The following is a 17,067-nucleotide window of genomic DNA, read 5'->3' as shown; positions in this document are numbered from 1 at the left end:
GGGACCATGGCGAAGTTCATGCTTGGTGCCACCGAAAGGTTGAAGAAAGACGACTCGATTCCCGTTGAGTTGTTACCGTCGAACAAGATGATGTACGCTGCGCGACTGAACAAGGACGATGATCCCGACGTTGCTCCCGTAGAGTGCAACAACCTTAAAATGGTCTTCGAGAAGTTCCAACCGTCGTTTGAAGCGCAGATGGAAACTACCGAAGGATCTCCGGTCAATGCCGATTTCAAAATTCGGGCGATGAAAGATTTCTCGTCCAAATCGCTGATTGAACAAAACGACCATCTCCGAAAGACTTACTACGGCAAGGAGATCATGGCCGATCTGGACAAACAGCTTAAAAAGAACAACGCTCTTAAGAAGACGCTGGCCGACAGCGAAAAGAAGGAAGCGTTGCTGAAGGTTATGAACTACTACATTGACCTGTTGGACGAAGAATAAGCGAGGTTGAATATAATGGGTGAAGAAGAAAAACAAGAAATGCAGCCGCAAGCCGCAGAAGCCAAACCGGCCGATGCCGGCCCCAAGCTCTCTGATGAAGAGTTTGCTGGCATTCTCGGAGATACTTTTGGAGACTTTAAAAAGCTAACCTCCCTGTTGCCATCATTCAAGACAACTGATGGTGATCTCGTGCGCGGTGTGGAATGGCTTGACCCCAAGAAGAACTTCCAGCGTAAGGAGTTCCTCACCAAGAAGGATCATGCCGGTGCCCGCGCCCTGCTGGTGGAACGTCTCAAGATCTGGAGCAAGTTTCTCGCCGAGGGCGGTAGTCCTGACGACATTCGTAAAGGCCTCAATGAGGAAGCAACCGGGCTCGAAGCCAACCTTGAGAAGAACATGAAGAAGGTGCACCAGGAGAGCCGCGACCTCGAAATCACTTATCGGGCAGTGGATAAGTTCTTCTCCAACGCCCAGGCCGAGCCGGACGACAAAGTTGCCGCCTGGTTTTCCAATATCAGCGGCGAAGAACTAATGGACCCCGATGATCGTGACAAGTTCGAGGCTCTTGCCAGAGCTGTTTCGGACGAGTTCCGGGAGTGGGGTATCAAGCGCTGCTGGTCGATGCTGGCGATTCCCGGCTACCTGGGCAGTGTCGAAAATATTGATACTGTTGCCCGGCAATTGGGTATGCCCAACAAGGTTCATGTCATGACTGACCTGCCGGACCTGGAGTCATTCGAAGAGACGATGGATCTGCTTGAGGATCCTACCTATGACGGTCTGATGAGTTCTGATCTTCATAAACAGTATGCATCGGTCTTTGCCAACTACCTGCAGGCGCGTACGGCCAACGACTATGAAGAAGACGATATGTGGATTCCGCCGTCGGCAGCGATGGCTGGTAAGATGTATCTTGGCGATACGACAGCCGGGATGCAACAACCGATGGCTGGGTACAAGTTCGGCAAGATCAATGATGCCAAGTACCTTCGTTACCGGTGTAATCAACCCGATGCCAGTAAGGTCAATGAGAAGGGCATCAATCCGATGGTCAATTTCGAGGGCCAGCCGGTGTCTATGGGTGCCGCGACGCTTTACAATAAGGAGACGTTTAACGTCTATTCAATTCGACGCACGTATGACTACGTTTACAAGTCGTTGCGCAACTATCTTAACAAACAGACCTTCACTGTCATCGACTCGAAGTTCATGGATGCTCTGCGAACTGATATGACCAAGTTCCTTTCTGCTATCAGTGGTGATGACAATATCCTGCAGGATTACACTATCACAGTCTTCGCCGATGAGGAGATGCGCAAGCGGCAGGAAGTTGATATTAAGGTGTCACTTAACCCGAAGTACCCGGCGCGATCATTCAATATTGAGTTTGCCGCCTGGGGCGACGACAACGGTTCGAATGTGAAGGACAAATAATACGGCTGTTCCTCCGGTTAAGTCTGGATCCAAAAGATGCAGACCGCCACAGTCGATTGATAGTAAATTGAAACGGACCATAAACTGGAAAGTGCAAGGAGAGAATCATGGCACACAGACCAAAACTCGAAATTGACGGGCAGCCAATACCGCACGTCTTCGAAGTGTCCTATGACATCTATACGTCTAAGGATGAAACCGGTCGCCCGACCGATCGCGCCCATGCCGGTACGATCAAAATCACTGTCGAGTCCGAAGAGGGTGGCAATGTTGATATCGCTCGTTGGGCGATGGACACCAGCAAACCCAAGTGGAAGGGCGGCAAGGTTCAGTTCTTTAACAAGAACAGCGAAGTGATGAAGGAGCTGGTTTGGACTGATGGGTTCATTACCCGTTTCACGGAACACATTCCTCACGTCAAGGATCGTTCCGACGAGCAGATTTATCAGTATTTCGAGATTTCCGCCAATAAGGTGAAAATCGGCGATGCTGAGATGGAGAACTACTGGGAAATGTAGGACAGAGCACATCCGGGGCAGAGTCCTAAACTCTGTCCCGGACGATGCTGTCAGAACAGTTCTTAAAGTAATATGGTAAACTTACCCCCATACAGATGTCCCATTGTAAGAGGTGGGAATCCAGAGCCGTCCGAAGATATTCTAACCAGCGAAGTAACCGACTACGGCACCCCGGCGGAATGTACTATCTCGGTTGACGGCACGGAGATCAAGGCCGACATATATTCAGTGCGACTCGAGCAGAATGTAGATGCACACCATGTGCTTACTGCTCACCTTAGACACTTAGGGGTTTCTACTGAGTCACAGGAATTCGACGACCCTCTGAAGTTCACCGCTTATTTAGGCAAGACGCTGTCTCTCAAAATAACACCTAAAGGCGAAATCGTCGATTCCGGTCGCAAGCTTGAGTTTATCGGCCCTGTAACAGAAGTTCGACTGGACCATGGTATCAATAAGATAAATACGGTGGTAGTGACCGCAATGAGTCCTACGGTGGCGCTCGACGGCCACCAACGCGACAAAGTTTTTGGAACCGGATTGGATTGTGCGGGCATAGTGGGCCAGATTTTAAGTGACTACGAGATTACGAAAGGGAAAATAGATTCGGCAACGGTAGCCTCGGCTGGTGGGGGGCTGAACATGGAAGTCGATTCCGGCGTTCAGTATCGCGAAACCGACTATGCCTATATCAAGCGTCTCGCTTCCGAGCATCAGATGTTCGCCTACTATAGTGGTAAGAAATTCAGTGTCGAGAAAGCCAAGAGTAACGATGAAGAAGAGCTGGTTTGGCGGCAGACCCTGGGTTCGTTTGCTCTTGGTGTCGGAACGGCACCGGTCAATTACTATGGCCACGTGTGGGATTTTTCGAAGAAGTCAGTCGTTGTAGCGGAAGCAAGCCGATCATCGGTACGAGCCTCCCTGTCTGATTTTTCCGGTACCTCCCTGGAAAGTTCCGAGACGATTTACCCCACCAGTGGTGTTTCATCGGTACCCAAACACCCAGATCAGTCCAAGGCTGATGCTGCTATAGCCCGTGAGGCAGAAAGTGCCGCAGGACGGATGATGGTCTGCAATGGAGTCTCAATCGTCCCGGCTATCAAAGTTGGCTCGTGTGTGAAAGTGAAAGGATTGGACAAAATTGATGGGCAGTATTGGGTGCAGGCCATCGTTCATCACATCGGCGACGGGGGCAAGTATCACAATAACTTCCAGTGCACACCGCTGGAACTAGCGCTGCCCGATCTCAAGCGTGAAGAGCAACACTTTACGCATCTTCTCACCGGCATTGTAGTAGATAACAACGATCCGGATGGTCTGGGACGTATAAAGATCAAGATGCCGTGGCATAGAGACGAAGAGACCGAGTTCATGCGTATGCTCTCGCCCGATGCCGGTTCGGAACGAGGCTGGTTCGCACTGCCGGAAATCGACGATGAAGTCCTGGTTGGCTACGAGCGCGGCAATTCCGATATGCCAGTTGTTCTTGGTTGTTTGTACAACGGTAAGGACAAACCACCTCTCCCCGTCTCGGAAGCAGTTGTCAGCGGAAAGGTGGAGGCCAAAGTCTACAGGACCCGTAACGGCAACGAAATCAGGTTCGACGACGCCAGCGGATCAGAGAAAATCACCATCTCGCAGATGGATGGTACTAACGTAATGGTGATGGACATGTCCGGTCCCTCAATTGCCATCACTTCCAGCGGAGATATCAGTATCAGTGGCGCCAATGTCAATATCGAGGCCACCTCGGGCAATATCAAGATGGATGCAGGAGCGGATATTGAGGTCAAGGCCAAATCCAACCTCAAGGCTGAGGCGTCAATGGAGATGGAACTAAAGGCTGGTACTGATTTCAAGAGTAAGGGCGGCATGAATTACAAGGCCGAAGGTAGCCTTGCCTTTGAGGCTAAAGGCGGCGTGTCAGCCAAACTGGATGGCGGCGCGATGACAGAAATCAAGGGCGCTATCGTCAAAATCAATTAGGCGTATCAATGGAATACCTCTCACTACCGCTGGTACTCAATCAAGGGTACCTTTCCCGATGTACGCTCGAAGAATCAATCATATATTCTGTAGGCCTTATACTGAGTACGCGCTTGGGGCAGTTGCCCTTTGCCCCTGAGTACGGAAGCGAGATATGGGAGCGTGAGTTTTCCGATCTGGTGACTTCCAATAAAGCTGACATGCGGGGCAATTTTCGCAACGCCATCGATAAATATGAGAAACGTCTCTATAATGTTTCGGTCTCAATTTTGCAAACTCAAGACGGCAAAGCTGCAGCCCTGGGATTGATTGCGGAAGTTACCGGCAACTACATGGACGGTAACGAAGAAAAAACACTCAGAAATAGTTTTCGCATAGGTTGAGGATGAACCGCCGGTGAAAGACAGAACTAAATATCCCGGGGCGCGATCGCAGGCACAAATCTTCCATGATATGTATCGTGAGCTTCGCGTTTTTAATCCGGATACACCTGAATCACCCGAACGTCTGGATCCTGTTATGCGTATGATGCTGGAAGTATACGCACACCAGATAGAACGAGTTGACAAACGTCTTGATCAGACATGGGGGATCTCGACCGCATCGTTGATTAAGTCGGTTTGCCCTGAGCGCGGTCGGAGACCTGTTCCAGCCTATACCGTCATGCGTTGTAATCCGGTCGATCCTATGATTGATGTTGATACGAATACCCGTTTCTTCTTCAAAGAGAAGCGCACTGGGGGACAGACATTCTTTTTCTCGCCCGAATGCGAGTCGAGAGTGATTGCTGCCCAGATGAGAAAAATCTATCTCTGTCAGGACCATACGGTCATAGACCTATCTCCGCCGGTCGAGGGTGAGTACATCACCGAGTCGCCAGCCATCACCACGACCTCGTCAGGTCAGTGGCAGATATTTGTGGCCGTCGACTATTCCGGACCTCCTTCCGGGCTTCAGGGAGCTGTTGTTTTTCTAACCGGTGCCCGAGAGGCTCTCAAGCAAATGCGTTGGGGGTATTGGTACCCGGGGGCACAAGACGGCTCCTTCTATAGCGACAGCGGTTTCTGTCCCGGCCTCACTGGAAGCGTGGAAGACGTATTGGGGGGCGGGTCATCAGGAACCGATTGGGGTGGATTGCGGAGTGGACGCGACCTGTTTGTTGATATGAAGGAGAACTTCGCCGTTCTCCCCGCGAAGTTCACTTCTACCTGGGAACTGGGCCGGGCCGACAGCGATCTTGCTCTCCGTTGTAGCAACAACAATGTGGCTTTGCCGCCCGAAGGTGAGAGTTTCTATTGGATACGCATTGATCTGTCAGAACGTGGTGACAAGAAAGCCTTCAACAACAAACATATCGGCTTCTACTTCGATTGCCTCGTTGCCACAAATAAGAACGAACTAACTCTGTTTAAGCATACTGGAGTCAATCAGCTGGTTGAGATTGAAATTCCAGAAGAAATCGACTCGGTCCTCGAAATTGTATCGGTTGTTGATGCAACCGGTAAAGACTATCGTAACCTTGATGATCTGGATGCCGACCCGCATTGGCCAATCTATGTTCTGGAAGAACGGGATGACAAGCTTGTTCTGTGGTTCGACTTCTCCGACTTGATTGATACCCCCCCCGATTCTATTACCGTCACCTACGCTGTTACGGCTGGTACCACGGCTAACGGAATTGATGCCGGCCTAATTACAGATTTGTACGAAAATCACCCGGGCATTGACGCGGTTGAAAATATCCTTCCTGTTAGCGGGGCCATACCAGCCAGGAGTCAGGAACAACTGATGACCGAGGTCTCTACACGTCTGCGGCAGCGCGATCGAGCCACGACATTCCGGGATGTGATAGCCTGGACAAGAACCTTCGATAGCCGTATCCGCGATGTCGAGTGTCGCAACGGGATCGAACGCTCCGAGCGTGGAGTGCGTCGCTGCGTGGTTGTGACCGTGACCATAAATGCGGAAGAGTTTCACGCCGAGGATGAAATTGATCTGCTGAGCAAACGTCTGGTCCATTTTCTCAAGGCTCGCAGCACCGTAAACACGCAATATGTAGTGGAGATCACACGCGCATGACTACCGCTAATGAATCGGTGATGCCCGATCTGTGTCACCGTCGTTTCCCGTTTCATTGTGTGACAGCGCTTGTGCTACTGAAAAAACTGGGCGTCGATGTGACTCAGGTTAATATGCGGGCGGTGGGTTGCTATGAAAATTACAAGGGGGAAGTGCTGGAACAGTCCCCGGCACCGGGAACGCCCCTGACATCGGGAGTCAGCATTTCACTCGATATCGGTCAATGGAGCGCTGTCGATATCCTTCCCTACCAATTTTTCTACGGTATGACTGGTATCACCAACCGCACCGGAGGCTGGGAAGACGATGCTCGAGCGTTGATGGCTCCCTTTGATGCAGCCATAGTCCGCGGAAAAGCCAACGCCGATTTCGAAATGCTGAAATACGCCCTGTCCACCATCGACTACCAACACTTGAAACGCTTTCTGGGATTATTCGATATTGATCATCGGCGCGACATGGCCGACCGACGTGAGGCCAACTTCTGGGCCGCTCTGATGCCGACCCACCACCTTTGGGCCGGTAACCCTGTTTTGATTTCTCGTATTTTACAACATATGTTCGGACACAAATTCTCTATTCATGAAAATATGCCATCGTCTCAGAATATTCCCCCCGCAATTCGATCACGATTGGGGACTAAATACTCCCGACTCAGTTCTGAACTCGTGCTCGGTAAGTCGTTTACCGAATACGATTCGACTTATAATATCATTTGTGAGACTCGCTCGGACGACATCAAAAACTGGCTGCCGGGAAAGAAAAAGCGAAAGAAATTGGAGAGGATTTTAAATATGTGTATGCCCGGGAATCTTGAATATTGGATTCGCATCCGGGTGAAACGAGACCCGTTGGTCCTGGGCGCAACATCCGGTAAGGCGTATCTTGGCTATGGAACCTTCATCTCAGGACATGATGTGCGTGCGTATCGTCAACAAGCTTGACATCGGGTATTGAAGACAGTAGATTTTGAACCAATGTTATTGAGGCAACACAATGGGCGACTTGAACTTAAATTCTGTTAACTGGCAGGATGGGATGCTGATCACTCAGCAGCATCTCAAGGATCAGGAGAAGTACTTCGAGGAACTGGCCCGGTGGTATGCGCTACCGACAGGAGATCGATACGGTCTGATCCGCAAGTCCGCCGATGGACGCGAAGCACTGGCGCTGGATCTGGCTCTGACGGGCGAACAACTGCGGGTGGAGGTCATTCGTTGCCAGGCTATCACTCCTGATGGGAGCGTCATTCAAATCGATGACATCAATCAGAACCAGATACAGGCCGAGACTTCTCTGAGTGGATCGCCGGTGGGAGTATATGTCGGGATTGATCCCGTGGCCAAGAAACAGGTAGGTGATCCGGACCCGTACGAAGAGGTACCCCGTGTTCCCTTCCTGGCCCATGCCTACTCGCTTCATCTGGGAGAACCGCCTAGCCAGCCGGTGGGCAGCTTTCTTCAGGTGGCGGAGTTGACAGTCGTTGGGAATGATGTCACTCACACCGCCAATTACTACCCTGCCTGCGTTACTCAATATGCCCACGAAGCTCTTAATACTCGTGCCCAGGAATATCGCAATAGGCTGGAAAACCTGCTGTCGTTGTGTTCCCGGGCATACATGGCTGTTGTGGCGGGGAGCTTGCTGGCCGGTGAAAAAACTGAGCTTCAGGCTGCATTCAAGGATACCATCTTCCAGTTTGGTTATCATCTGTCGTCATCGCTGGATGATTTTATGGTGGGACCAAATGCCGGGCATCCTTTGGTACTGATCAGTTTCTTCAAGAAGCTGTTTCGGGCCTTCACAACCCTACTTAACTTCCAGCCCGGCCTGAAGGATCTTCTCAATGAGAAGTTCTTCACGCGCGAGTTGAACTCTGAAATTGGCCGTTTCCTGTCGTCAGTGGATAATTTCCTACTCTCGCGCTACGACCACAAAAACGTAGGCGGACAGCTCAAAATGATTGATGACATCCTGGCCGTCGTGCTGGGTGTTATTGGTTTCCTGGCCCAGGTAGAGAAACACGAACTGGAAGAGCAGGCGGTGGCCACAGATACTGTCACGTATGGTGGGAAAACGTATCGTGTGGTTGATTACTCCGGTTCTCGTGCGGAGGAATCGGCCGGTCTTATCTATCTTCTGGCCGATATTCCCACTCCGGGTCCGATAGCCGACATGGTAGTGCTCCTGTCGAAAGACATGTTCAGCATTGGCGAGTGGAACTTGATGCAGGTACGCCTGGGCCTCAATGAGGCACGGGGATTAGGTGAAACCGACCCGGTCGACATCGACACCACTACTTTTGGCAACAAAGTCGCCTTGAGAGCACAGGATATGCTCAAGGCCTCGGCAGTCAATCGCGTTAATCTGATATTTCGCGGCGTTCCTGATGTAAGTAAGTTTGACAATCTGGGTAAATCAGACCTTATTATATATGCTATATAGGCAACTGAAAGTGAGTATTAGTACTTGGACATAAAGTCATACATAGATGAACTCTTCCGCTATCTGGACTGCTACGAAAAGAAGTATGCAGAGTTCAAGACGGAAGCTTTTCTCCAGACCTATAATGGCCTGAGAGCGGTTTTCAAAGCGCTGCGCGAGGAACGCAACCAGGCGGTCGAGGTCGATTATACTTTTCTCGATGCCATTACCCCGACCCCGTTGACCAATTCCGACCTGCGACAATTGACAGTCCAGATTCTGATCAGCTATTTTGAAGCGGTGGCCGATGTTGACGGACGCTCAAACCAGAGCTACGATTACTGTCGTAAGCTCCGTGCCGTCAAACAGGACGTTCAGTTCTTTGAGAAGGGTCTGTTGCCACTCCTGTTTGCCGAAGGAGCTCTCAACGGCAACTACCAATTACATAGTTTCCTTTTGGAAGAAATCGGAAAATATCTCGATTCTTTTGGCCGATCAATCAAGACCGATCTTAAACCCGAAGACTTCCTGGCTTATGACGACGCCCGAAAATTCCTGGAACTGTCACGCCGGCGCCAGCGTCTGGGCGGAGCGTTGCTCGCAGACCGTACTTCGCTTGAGTTCCACTTGGACAGGATCGGTGAATTTAAGAAACTGGCGCATAAGGATCGACTGTACAAATTGTATCTGACTCAGTGGGACTACCTGCGAAGCAAGAGTTTCTGGGCCAGCGTGAAAACCTTTCTGGGCGAGTTGGGTGGTAAAGGGAAAGGGCTCTTCTCGAGCCACCGCTATACTCGTTTTGCCTTCAGCCAACGGCAACCGGCGTTTTTCCTGCTGGTGTTTCTGATGCTTTTCTGGGTAGCCATTGCAGTGGCAGTCCCCTGGGCATGGCATGAGTATGAATCTAATCAACTGGAGAAATTTCGACAGCGAGTAGAAAATGTTAAGTAGCTGTCATGATACGATGCTCACCGACGGGAAAGCCCTATTAAGATTGGACCATAGAATACTGTGAGTTTTGCAAAGATATTCAAGTTCGGCAAGAAGGGCGCCAAGATGGCGGCCCCATCAAAGGATAAGAAAAAGGACGGCGGCGGTTTTGACTGGCCGTCCGGGGCACGGGTTGGTGTTTTCGGCCACAGCAACGCAGGCAAGACGGTCTATTTCACGGTTCTCAATGAAGATTGCAAGGTCGCTCGTGATCTTCAGATTTCTGTGACCGACAACGCTACTGCCAACGAACTGCTTATCAACTTCAAGCGGATTTGGGGAGTCGGTACTCACGCCGGTCCCGGAACGCATGTTGACCTTCGAGAAGAACGCAAATTCCCTGATCTGAGCCAGCGAGATAGAGTCCTGCAACTCACAGCCATCATTGACCGCTCCCAGAAAGTGCCCGTGGTCACCTATGATTACCCTGGCAGCGCAATAGACATTTCAGCTGCAAGCGATTACACCGACAAGGTAGCGGATTTCATGGCCAATTGTGACGGTCTGTTGTTTTTCTTCGATCCCAAAGTACTCGGTTCCGAATATCAATGTCACACCCACGTGGCATCGTTCGTGAGCATGTTGGAGAAACTGGCGCCGCTGGAAGACCGGCTGCCTATTCCGGTAGCCCTGGTAATAACGAAAGCAGACACACTCCCCGGTTTTTCAGGTGAGGAACAGACTGTTCTTGTCGGTGCTGAAGAAGAGCCAGTTGTTTGTCAGGACTATGAAACCTTCCTTGAAAGAGTTCTTACCAGCGACCGAGTCACTCGGGATGCCGCCTGGGCTGGTACCGTGCGCGATATTCTTGTCAAAACAAAGGAGTTCATCAAAGTAGTGGTAGGTCGAACACTGGATTTCCAGATATTCTTCGTATCCCAGACTGGTGAATCACCCGAGAAGGTCGGTGCCGAGGAAGGTCGTTCACTTTATAAACCTCCCGAGAAAGTTCGACCGGTGGGAGTCCGCAAACCGATGTATTGGCTGGTCAAAGCGATCGCTCGTAATCGAAGCCTAAACAAGATGAGAGCGTTCAACCGGTGGGTACGGTTGATATCCACAGGGGTGGTCATCGCGGTGTCGTTCTTCTATGCTTTGCACTTCTGGTTTTTCCTGGCGCGCGTTACGTCGCTACACAGCGCCACAGTTGGCGACAAGCATGAGTCCGAGTGCACTGTGTCAGAACTCAATCATCTGAGCTCGAAATACAGCATCTACTCAAGCAATTGGATGGTGAGACCGTTGTTCCCGGCGTTTGCGATTCAAGCGCACAACATGGCCAGGAAACTGGACACGCTGGAAACAGGAAAATCCACGAATTTGTTTGACGACGTTCTCAAGGAATTCGGTATGGTTATTGGCAATGAGGATTTGTGGCCAACTCCAACGCCAACAAGGGATGGAGTAATCCATACCGGACGGAGCCAGCTTCTGGACAACAGCCTCAACAGTGCCGTGGCGCAAACCGATTCCGGTTCTGTTCCATATCTACGGGCTCAAAGGACTCTGGAGCTCTGGGAACTATTTAAAGCGTGCATCCCGGCCATGACTGATCCGACGAAATTGGAACTTCTCCACAGCACTATTGACCGCTATCAAAATACCCCTGGTGTCGAGATCAGTTCCGGGGAGACTCAGCTCTTCATCAAACTCCTTGACGTAAAGGCTCGTGAGGAGGAAAAGAAAAGCGCAGCAACCGCCGTAGTCAATTTCCCCGAGTATGTTGAACGAATCAACGGCAACGAAGATATTGAATATCGTCTTGATGGTGCCGTGAGCGAACTTGAGGAGCTTCGGAAGAAGTTGGTTCCCGGCTCCAAAGAATACAAAGCCATTGGAAAATACAAAGCCGCGGCCAACAAGTTCAAACGGGAAGCCACTTACAATTATCAGATAAGCTATTTACCCGACGGCGCTCATATTCACGTCGAGGTAACCACACAGGCCGGAATGCCACAGTGGACAGTCGCAGATGAGTGGTACAAAGGCTCGACCCATGAAATAACGTGGTCGCCGAATATGGTCATACACGTTGCTATCTGTCTGGGGGACAACACAAATTGTCAGTGGGGAAAGAGAGCTACCGATCACACCAAACTTGACAACAAATACTCAATATTCGATATGGATGGCGAGCTACTATTTAGTTCGGGAGCCAAGGCCAAATTCAGTTTCTCTCCCAGTCTCAGAAAGGGACTCCCAAAGCTGAAGGACTAGGTTGATGTTCAGATTGAATTAAATTCGTTTTGATTGAGGAATTATGATGAGAAATTATTCTAAGTTTGGATTTGCTGGTTTCATCACTGCAGCCTTTATCGGCCTTCTGCTAATGGCAGGAACAGTGGGTGCCTCGACTATTCAACTCACCAAAGACATGCCGGTTCAGATCAAATTCCCTGCTGATATCACAGTCAGTTCAGGGGAGTTCGGAGAGGAAGGGATGGAAATCCCCATTATTCTCCACCAACCGATTATCAAGAACGGACAGGTCATCGTCGAAGCCGGAGCCAAAGGAACCGCGAGAGTGGTGGAAGTTACACCCGCCGGTCGAGGTGGTAAACCGGGCAAGATAACGGTCGAGGTCGTTGAACTGATGCCCAAGGGTGAGTTTGTTCTGGACAGAGGAGAGGGGGACTTTATCCCTCTCACCGGCGACCAGATCAAAGCTGAAGGCAAAGGCAAGGGTATCTTTCCCTGGCTTTTCCTGAAGTTTGTACTGAAGGGTGGCCAGGCCGAGATTGATACTGACGAGATCTACGAAGTCAAAATAGCCAAGTCGATCATGACGACCAACGAATTCTGATCGGTTCTTCTGGCACGGTTCTGTACTAGTGACGGCCTATCGAATCGAGCCAAATGGCTCTTCTGGAGGAATCTTCATGAACAAGGTATTGCTGACGATATCATTGTGTATTGGCGTTCTTCTTCTGGTATTGACTTCAACGGTTGAGGCTGGATCGCTGCAAGATCCTCTTCAGGTCGTGAAGGACACTATCAGGAATCGTCCCGATACTCCCGGCAACTGTCAAGATTACCTTGTAACTGACACCCTGGTGATCTGGTTCAACAGGCCGGTTAGTACATATTCGTTGGTAGGCCGTGTGACGATGATCAGCAGGCTTGGGGAACCAACTCCTGACTTCCTTTACCGTGATGATGACGATCATTTTGAAGTTGTTTCTTCCAATGGGATGTTCACACCTCTCGATCGAATTGGGATCATTATCAACTCAGCAGTAACCGATCTACAAGGTGACACAATGGAAGCCGATGACACCGTGTGGGCTCATTTCGGTCCGAACGTCTACCCCGGTGACACTGACAACAACGGCGTTGTTGATGAGCGCGACATACTCCCGCTCGGAATATTCTGGAGTACGGCCGACTGTCCGCGGCATGACGTCGGCGATTTGACATTTGTACGCAACTCTGCCCACAGTTGGACACAGCTCCGGGCCACCTATGCTGATGCCGACGGTAATGGTGTTGTTGACTCTGCTGACATTTGCGGTATTGCCGAAAACTGGGGACAAACCCAATTGAATGGTGTGCGGTCTGGCTCACAGCAGAATTTCCTGGCTCTCGCTGAGACCGATCGTGATGTGATTCAGAAACTGTACGCGGCCCTCGCAAACTGTGACCATGTATCGGCTGGAGCTCAGAGATTGGGTGAATTACTGCAGGCTGCGATGGATCAGCCGGAAACAGAAGTCCTTCCGACAAGCTTCGAATTGAGCCAGAATTATCCCAATCCATTCAACCCGACCACGACCATCCGGTTCTACCTTCCACTACCGGGTCGTGTACAACTATCAGTCTTCAATGTCACAGGGCAGGAAGTAGCGGTGCTGCTTGATGAGACCATGCCTTCAGGCTATGGCGAAATAGTGTGGAATGGTACCGATCAGAGCGATTATGCGGTGGCCAGTGGCCTCTACTTATACCGCCTGACAGCGGGTGAAACAGTCCTCACCAAGCGGATGCTACTGCTGAAGTGAAGTTGCACCAGGAATAGTAGGAGCTGATAGACGACTAATTTAGTATCGCCTCGATTGTACACAACCGGGGCGTTCGAATGGCCGAGAACGCAGTCCTGCTTTCATCGATCTACAACTCAAAACCAAGCCAACAAGACAATGCTGTTCCAGGTGTCCATCAACTGATTTGCGGCCAAATCTGGTTGCGTTGGCATTCAACATTGTGTATGTAATTTGTTAAGAAGGTTGCATATTTTCATGGAGGATTGGACCGTGATTGAAAAGATTGAGAAGATGCTGGGCGATGACAAAGGTCTCCTGACTTACAAGTGCAAAGGGATTCCGAAATCTGGTTTGCATATCCCCGGACCGAATTTCATCGACGATGTGATGATCCTCACCGACCGACCACCGACGGTGCTGCGCAATATCAGCGCATTGTATAACCACGGTCGCCTCGCTGGGTCAGGTTATGTTTCGATTCTGCCAGTGGATCAGGGAATTGAGCATTCCGGCGGAGCTTCATTTGCTCCCAATCCAGGCTTGTTCGACCCTGAAAAGATCATCGAGTTGGCCATTGAGGGCGGCTGCAACGGCGTCGCATCGACCCTCGGTGTGCTGGGGGCCGTGTCGCGCAAGTATGCCCACAAGATTCCCTTCATTGTCAAACTGAACCACAACGAGATGCTCACCTACCCTAACAAGTTCGACCAGGTTATGTTTGCTTCAGTGGAGAACGCGTTCAATCTCGGCGCGGTTGGCGTTGGTGCAACTATCTATTTTGGAGCCGAAAACGGCATGAGGCAACTCCAGGAAGTAGCCGCCGCGTTTACCGAAGCCCACGAATTAGGCATGTTCACTGTTCTGTGGTGTTACCTGCGCAACTCCGCTTTCAAGAAGGAGGGAGTGGACTATCACACTGCGGCTGATCTAACCGGTCAGGCCAACCATCTGGGAGTTACTCTCGCAGCTGATATCGTCAAGCAGAAGCAAGCTGAAACCAATAACGGCTACAATGCTATTGGCTTCGGTAAAACACACAAGAAGGTGTACAGCAAATTGACGAGCAATAACCCTATCGATCTGACCCGATACCAGGTAGCCAACTGCTACATGGGTCGTGTGGGCCTGATCAACTCGGGTGGTGCTTCGAAAGGTGCCGGTGACTTGGAAGCTGCGGTGCGGACCGCGGTCATCAATAAGCGAGCCGGTGGTATGGGGATGATCTCCGGTCGCAAGGCCTTCCAGCGTCCTCTTAAAGATGGCGTCAAGTTGCTCAACGCGATCCAGGATGTTTTCCTGTGCAAGGAAGTAACTATCGCCTGATCGCGTTCGATATTTATCTATCTAAGGGCAGGCTAAGCCTGCCCTTTTTCTTTTATTGCAATTGAGTGCTGTCAGTCTGTAGTGCTGACGACCAAATCGATCTCAGTGGCAACGTCGAGCTCTGTGCCGGTTGGTTCGGACTGCTCCAGGACCGTCTCCGGTAGGTAGTTCTCATCGGTGCGATAAGTGATAACGCCTTGTCGCAGACTCTTGTCTTCCAGCAACATGACTGCCTGGTCCAGTGTAAGACCGACCGCCTGTGGCATATAAGTGAAGTTTGAGGCACGCCCCCGGTTGACCATCAGATTAACCGGCGACCCAATCGGTATCTCCGTATCTGACGCAGGGTACGAGAAAACCACAACGCGCTCGGGTAATGTATCAGAGAAGGCCCAGGCAATTTCACCAAGTGTCAGGCCGACCGTTTCCAGATCGAGCATCGCCTGGCGAACCGATTTGCCGCCAAGAAACGGGATGTACACCAATCTTTGTCCGGCCGAGACAACGAACTTGATCGTTCGATTGGATTTGACCTTTGTTCCCGAAATGGGGAACTGGTTTAGGATGATTCCTTTCGATTTGCCGGGGGAATACTCGTGCGACGCAATCTCATGGTTGAGCCCCAATTCACTTAGAGACAACTGGGCCTCTATCGCGGTTTGCCCGGTATAATCAGGGAGAGCGAACTCACTCCCGTGGCGAGTAACCGCCATCATGACCATGTCGTCCATGATCCAGTATCCCAGCAACAGGCAGATCAACGGTACGGCTACCCAAAACGCCAACTTGCGCTTCAGACTGCCCGGTGGTAACTGGTCATACAAGAACCCCTGCGGACGGTGCCGTCCATTGCTCAATCGTGATGCTCGTACTGGCGACATCTCTTATCCTAACGCCTTTCTCTTGCGTTCCCGGTTCTCTCGCCTCACGGCGAGCCTTGTGTCCGTCATCCCTCGACTCAGCTCGGGATGACGATCGGCGGGAGATAATCCCCACTCTACGCGAGACAATCGAGTAGGTCGAAACTGTCTTCAGTTTCGACATCGACATTTATACGCTACTAGGGTTGAGAAATGTGCCCCGAAAATCAATATTAAAAAGATTCCCGGAGCATGCACGACGTTAGATGATCAGTAGCTTCACTCACCGTATCCTTCAGCGAATGAGCGAAATCTGGCCTACAACCCCTTGAAGACTTTTCAGGACCTCAATATACCGGGTGAAGTAGATATGTGCCACCTGGCTAATGATGTTGAAGCCCGCCACCTCATTCCTCATAAGCATCTCCCGGAAGGGCTGGGCCTCAATGGACAGCAACTCGGTTGGTTCAATACATTGCGCTGTCGAAGTAAACCTGGACGAGTTAAGCAACGGCGACAACCCAAACAGTTCCCCCTTCTCTATTTTGGAGATGACGAAACTGAAATCGGCCGGATTGGCGGGAAGTCGAAGATTGACCGACCCCTCCAAGAGCATATACACGTGAGCGGCCGCCTCGCCGTACTTGAAAACCATCTCGTTAGCTCTGTACTTTTTCACCGACGAGAATGAGTTGATTTGGTGGGCATCGTCAATACTGAGTGACTGAAACATGTCGTGTCCCTTGAGAACTCTGTCAACCGTCATAATTGACCTCACTTTCTCTTGTTGATGGACATTTGCCAAATTCACACCCCTGTGATCTCTCCGGATTTCAATTAGAACCGGACGCAGGTGTGATTAACTTACAAATATGGTCGTCGTTTCGTAGATCGTGCGTGCTGTATTTATATTATAATAGACCGTTCGCTCTACGTCAAGCTGTTTCTCCCAATGTGATCGAACGGGTAATGTCAAGAGTTGTGTGTAAAAGTGTGTATCCATATTATTCATGCTGCTTT

The 17,067-nt window shown here is 50.7% G+C and carries 15 protein-coding genes; 13 read left to right on the top strand and 2 right to left on the bottom strand.

Going from position 1 to position 17,067, the window contains the following annotated elements:
* Nucleotides 1-6: 6 nt before the first annotated feature.
* The 13 genes from KOO62_07775 to KOO62_07715 all read left to right on the top strand — a co-directional run bounded on the left by KOO62_07775 (nt 7) and on the right by KOO62_07715 (nt 15,187).
* Complete coding sequence (locus KOO62_07775) at nt 7-450, top strand: type VI secretion system contractile sheath small subunit (GenBank protein ID MBU8933892.1); 444 nt, start codon at nt 7-9, stop codon at nt 448-450.
* A gap of 15 nt (nt 451-465) precedes the next feature.
* Complete coding sequence (locus KOO62_07770; GenBank protein MBU8933891.1) at nt 466-1,884, top strand: DUF5458 family protein; 1,419 nt, start codon at nt 466-468, stop codon at nt 1,882-1,884.
* Between the two features lie 107 nt (nt 1,885-1,991).
* On the top strand, nt 1,992-2,402 hold the full coding sequence (locus KOO62_07765) for a hypothetical protein (GenBank protein MBU8933890.1): 411 nt from the start codon (nt 1,992-1,994) through the stop codon (nt 2,400-2,402).
* A 72-nt stretch (nt 2,403-2,474) separates the two neighbouring features.
* On the top strand, nt 2,475-4,388 hold the full coding sequence (locus KOO62_07760; GenBank protein MBU8933889.1) for a hypothetical protein: 1,914 nt from the start codon (nt 2,475-2,477) through the stop codon (nt 4,386-4,388).
* Between the two features lie 8 nt (nt 4,389-4,396).
* A complete protein-coding gene (locus KOO62_07755; GenBank protein ID MBU8933888.1) occupies nt 4,397-4,771 on the top strand; it encodes a GPW/gp25 family protein in 375 nt (124 codons plus the stop codon).
* A gap of 13 nt (nt 4,772-4,784) precedes the next feature.
* Complete coding sequence (locus KOO62_07750; protein ID MBU8933887.1) at nt 4,785-6,467, top strand: hypothetical protein; 1,683 nt, start codon at nt 4,785-4,787, stop codon at nt 6,465-6,467.
* Nucleotides 6,464-7,411, top strand: coding sequence for a type VI secretion system baseplate subunit TssG (locus KOO62_07745; protein MBU8933886.1), 948 nt, complete (start codon nt 6,464-6,466; stop codon nt 7,409-7,411). Before KOO62_07750 ends, KOO62_07745 begins: the two co-directional genes overlap by 4 nt.
* A gap of 52 nt (nt 7,412-7,463) precedes the next feature.
* On the top strand, nt 7,464-8,912 hold the full coding sequence (locus KOO62_07740; GenBank protein ID MBU8933885.1) for a hypothetical protein: 1,449 nt from the start codon (nt 7,464-7,466) through the stop codon (nt 8,910-8,912).
* A 24-nt stretch (nt 8,913-8,936) separates the two neighbouring features.
* Nucleotides 8,937-9,845, top strand: coding sequence for a hypothetical protein (locus KOO62_07735; protein ID MBU8933884.1), 909 nt, complete (start codon nt 8,937-8,939; stop codon nt 9,843-9,845).
* A 60-nt stretch (nt 9,846-9,905) separates the two neighbouring features.
* Nucleotides 9,906-12,101 (top strand): GTPase domain-containing protein, encoded by a 2,196-nt coding sequence (locus KOO62_07730; GenBank protein ID MBU8933883.1) that lies wholly within the window; start codon nt 9,906-9,908, stop codon nt 12,099-12,101.
* Nucleotides 12,102-12,144: 43 nt separating this feature from the next.
* Complete coding sequence (locus KOO62_07725; protein MBU8933882.1) at nt 12,145-12,687, top strand: hypothetical protein; 543 nt, start codon at nt 12,145-12,147, stop codon at nt 12,685-12,687.
* 76 nt (nt 12,688-12,763) lie between these two features.
* Nucleotides 12,764-13,882, top strand: coding sequence for a T9SS type A sorting domain-containing protein (locus tag KOO62_07720; GenBank protein ID MBU8933881.1), 1,119 nt, complete (start codon nt 12,764-12,766; stop codon nt 13,880-13,882).
* A 237-nt stretch (nt 13,883-14,119) separates the two neighbouring features.
* Nucleotides 14,120-15,187, top strand: a complete 1,068-nt coding sequence (locus tag KOO62_07715; protein ID MBU8933880.1) for a class I fructose-bisphosphate aldolase — start codon at nt 14,120-14,122, stop codon at nt 15,185-15,187.
* 71 nt (nt 15,188-15,258) lie between these two features.
* On the opposite strand, the gene KOO62_07710 is transcribed toward KOO62_07715, so the two are convergent.
* Both KOO62_07710 and KOO62_07705 read right to left on the bottom strand, forming a co-directional pair.
* The gene (locus KOO62_07710; protein MBU8933879.1) at nt 15,259-16,068 is read right to left on the bottom strand and encodes a PASTA domain-containing protein; all 810 of its coding nucleotides are present in this window, start codon (nt 16,066-16,068) and stop codon (nt 15,259-15,261) included.
* A gap of 274 nt (nt 16,069-16,342) precedes the next feature.
* Nucleotides 16,343-16,813: a cyclic nucleotide-binding domain-containing protein gene (locus KOO62_07705; GenBank protein ID MBU8933878.1), complete on the bottom strand. Its 471-nt coding sequence runs from the start codon at nt 16,811-16,813 to the stop codon at nt 16,343-16,345.
* Nucleotides 16,814-17,067: the final 254 nt, after the last annotated feature.

This window comes from Candidatus Zixiibacteriota bacterium (genome assembly GCA_019038695.1).
Classification (GTDB): Bacteria; Zixibacteria; MSB-5A5; order GN15; family FEB-12; genus B120-G9.
This window is presented reverse-complemented; position numbering and strand designations above follow the sequence as displayed.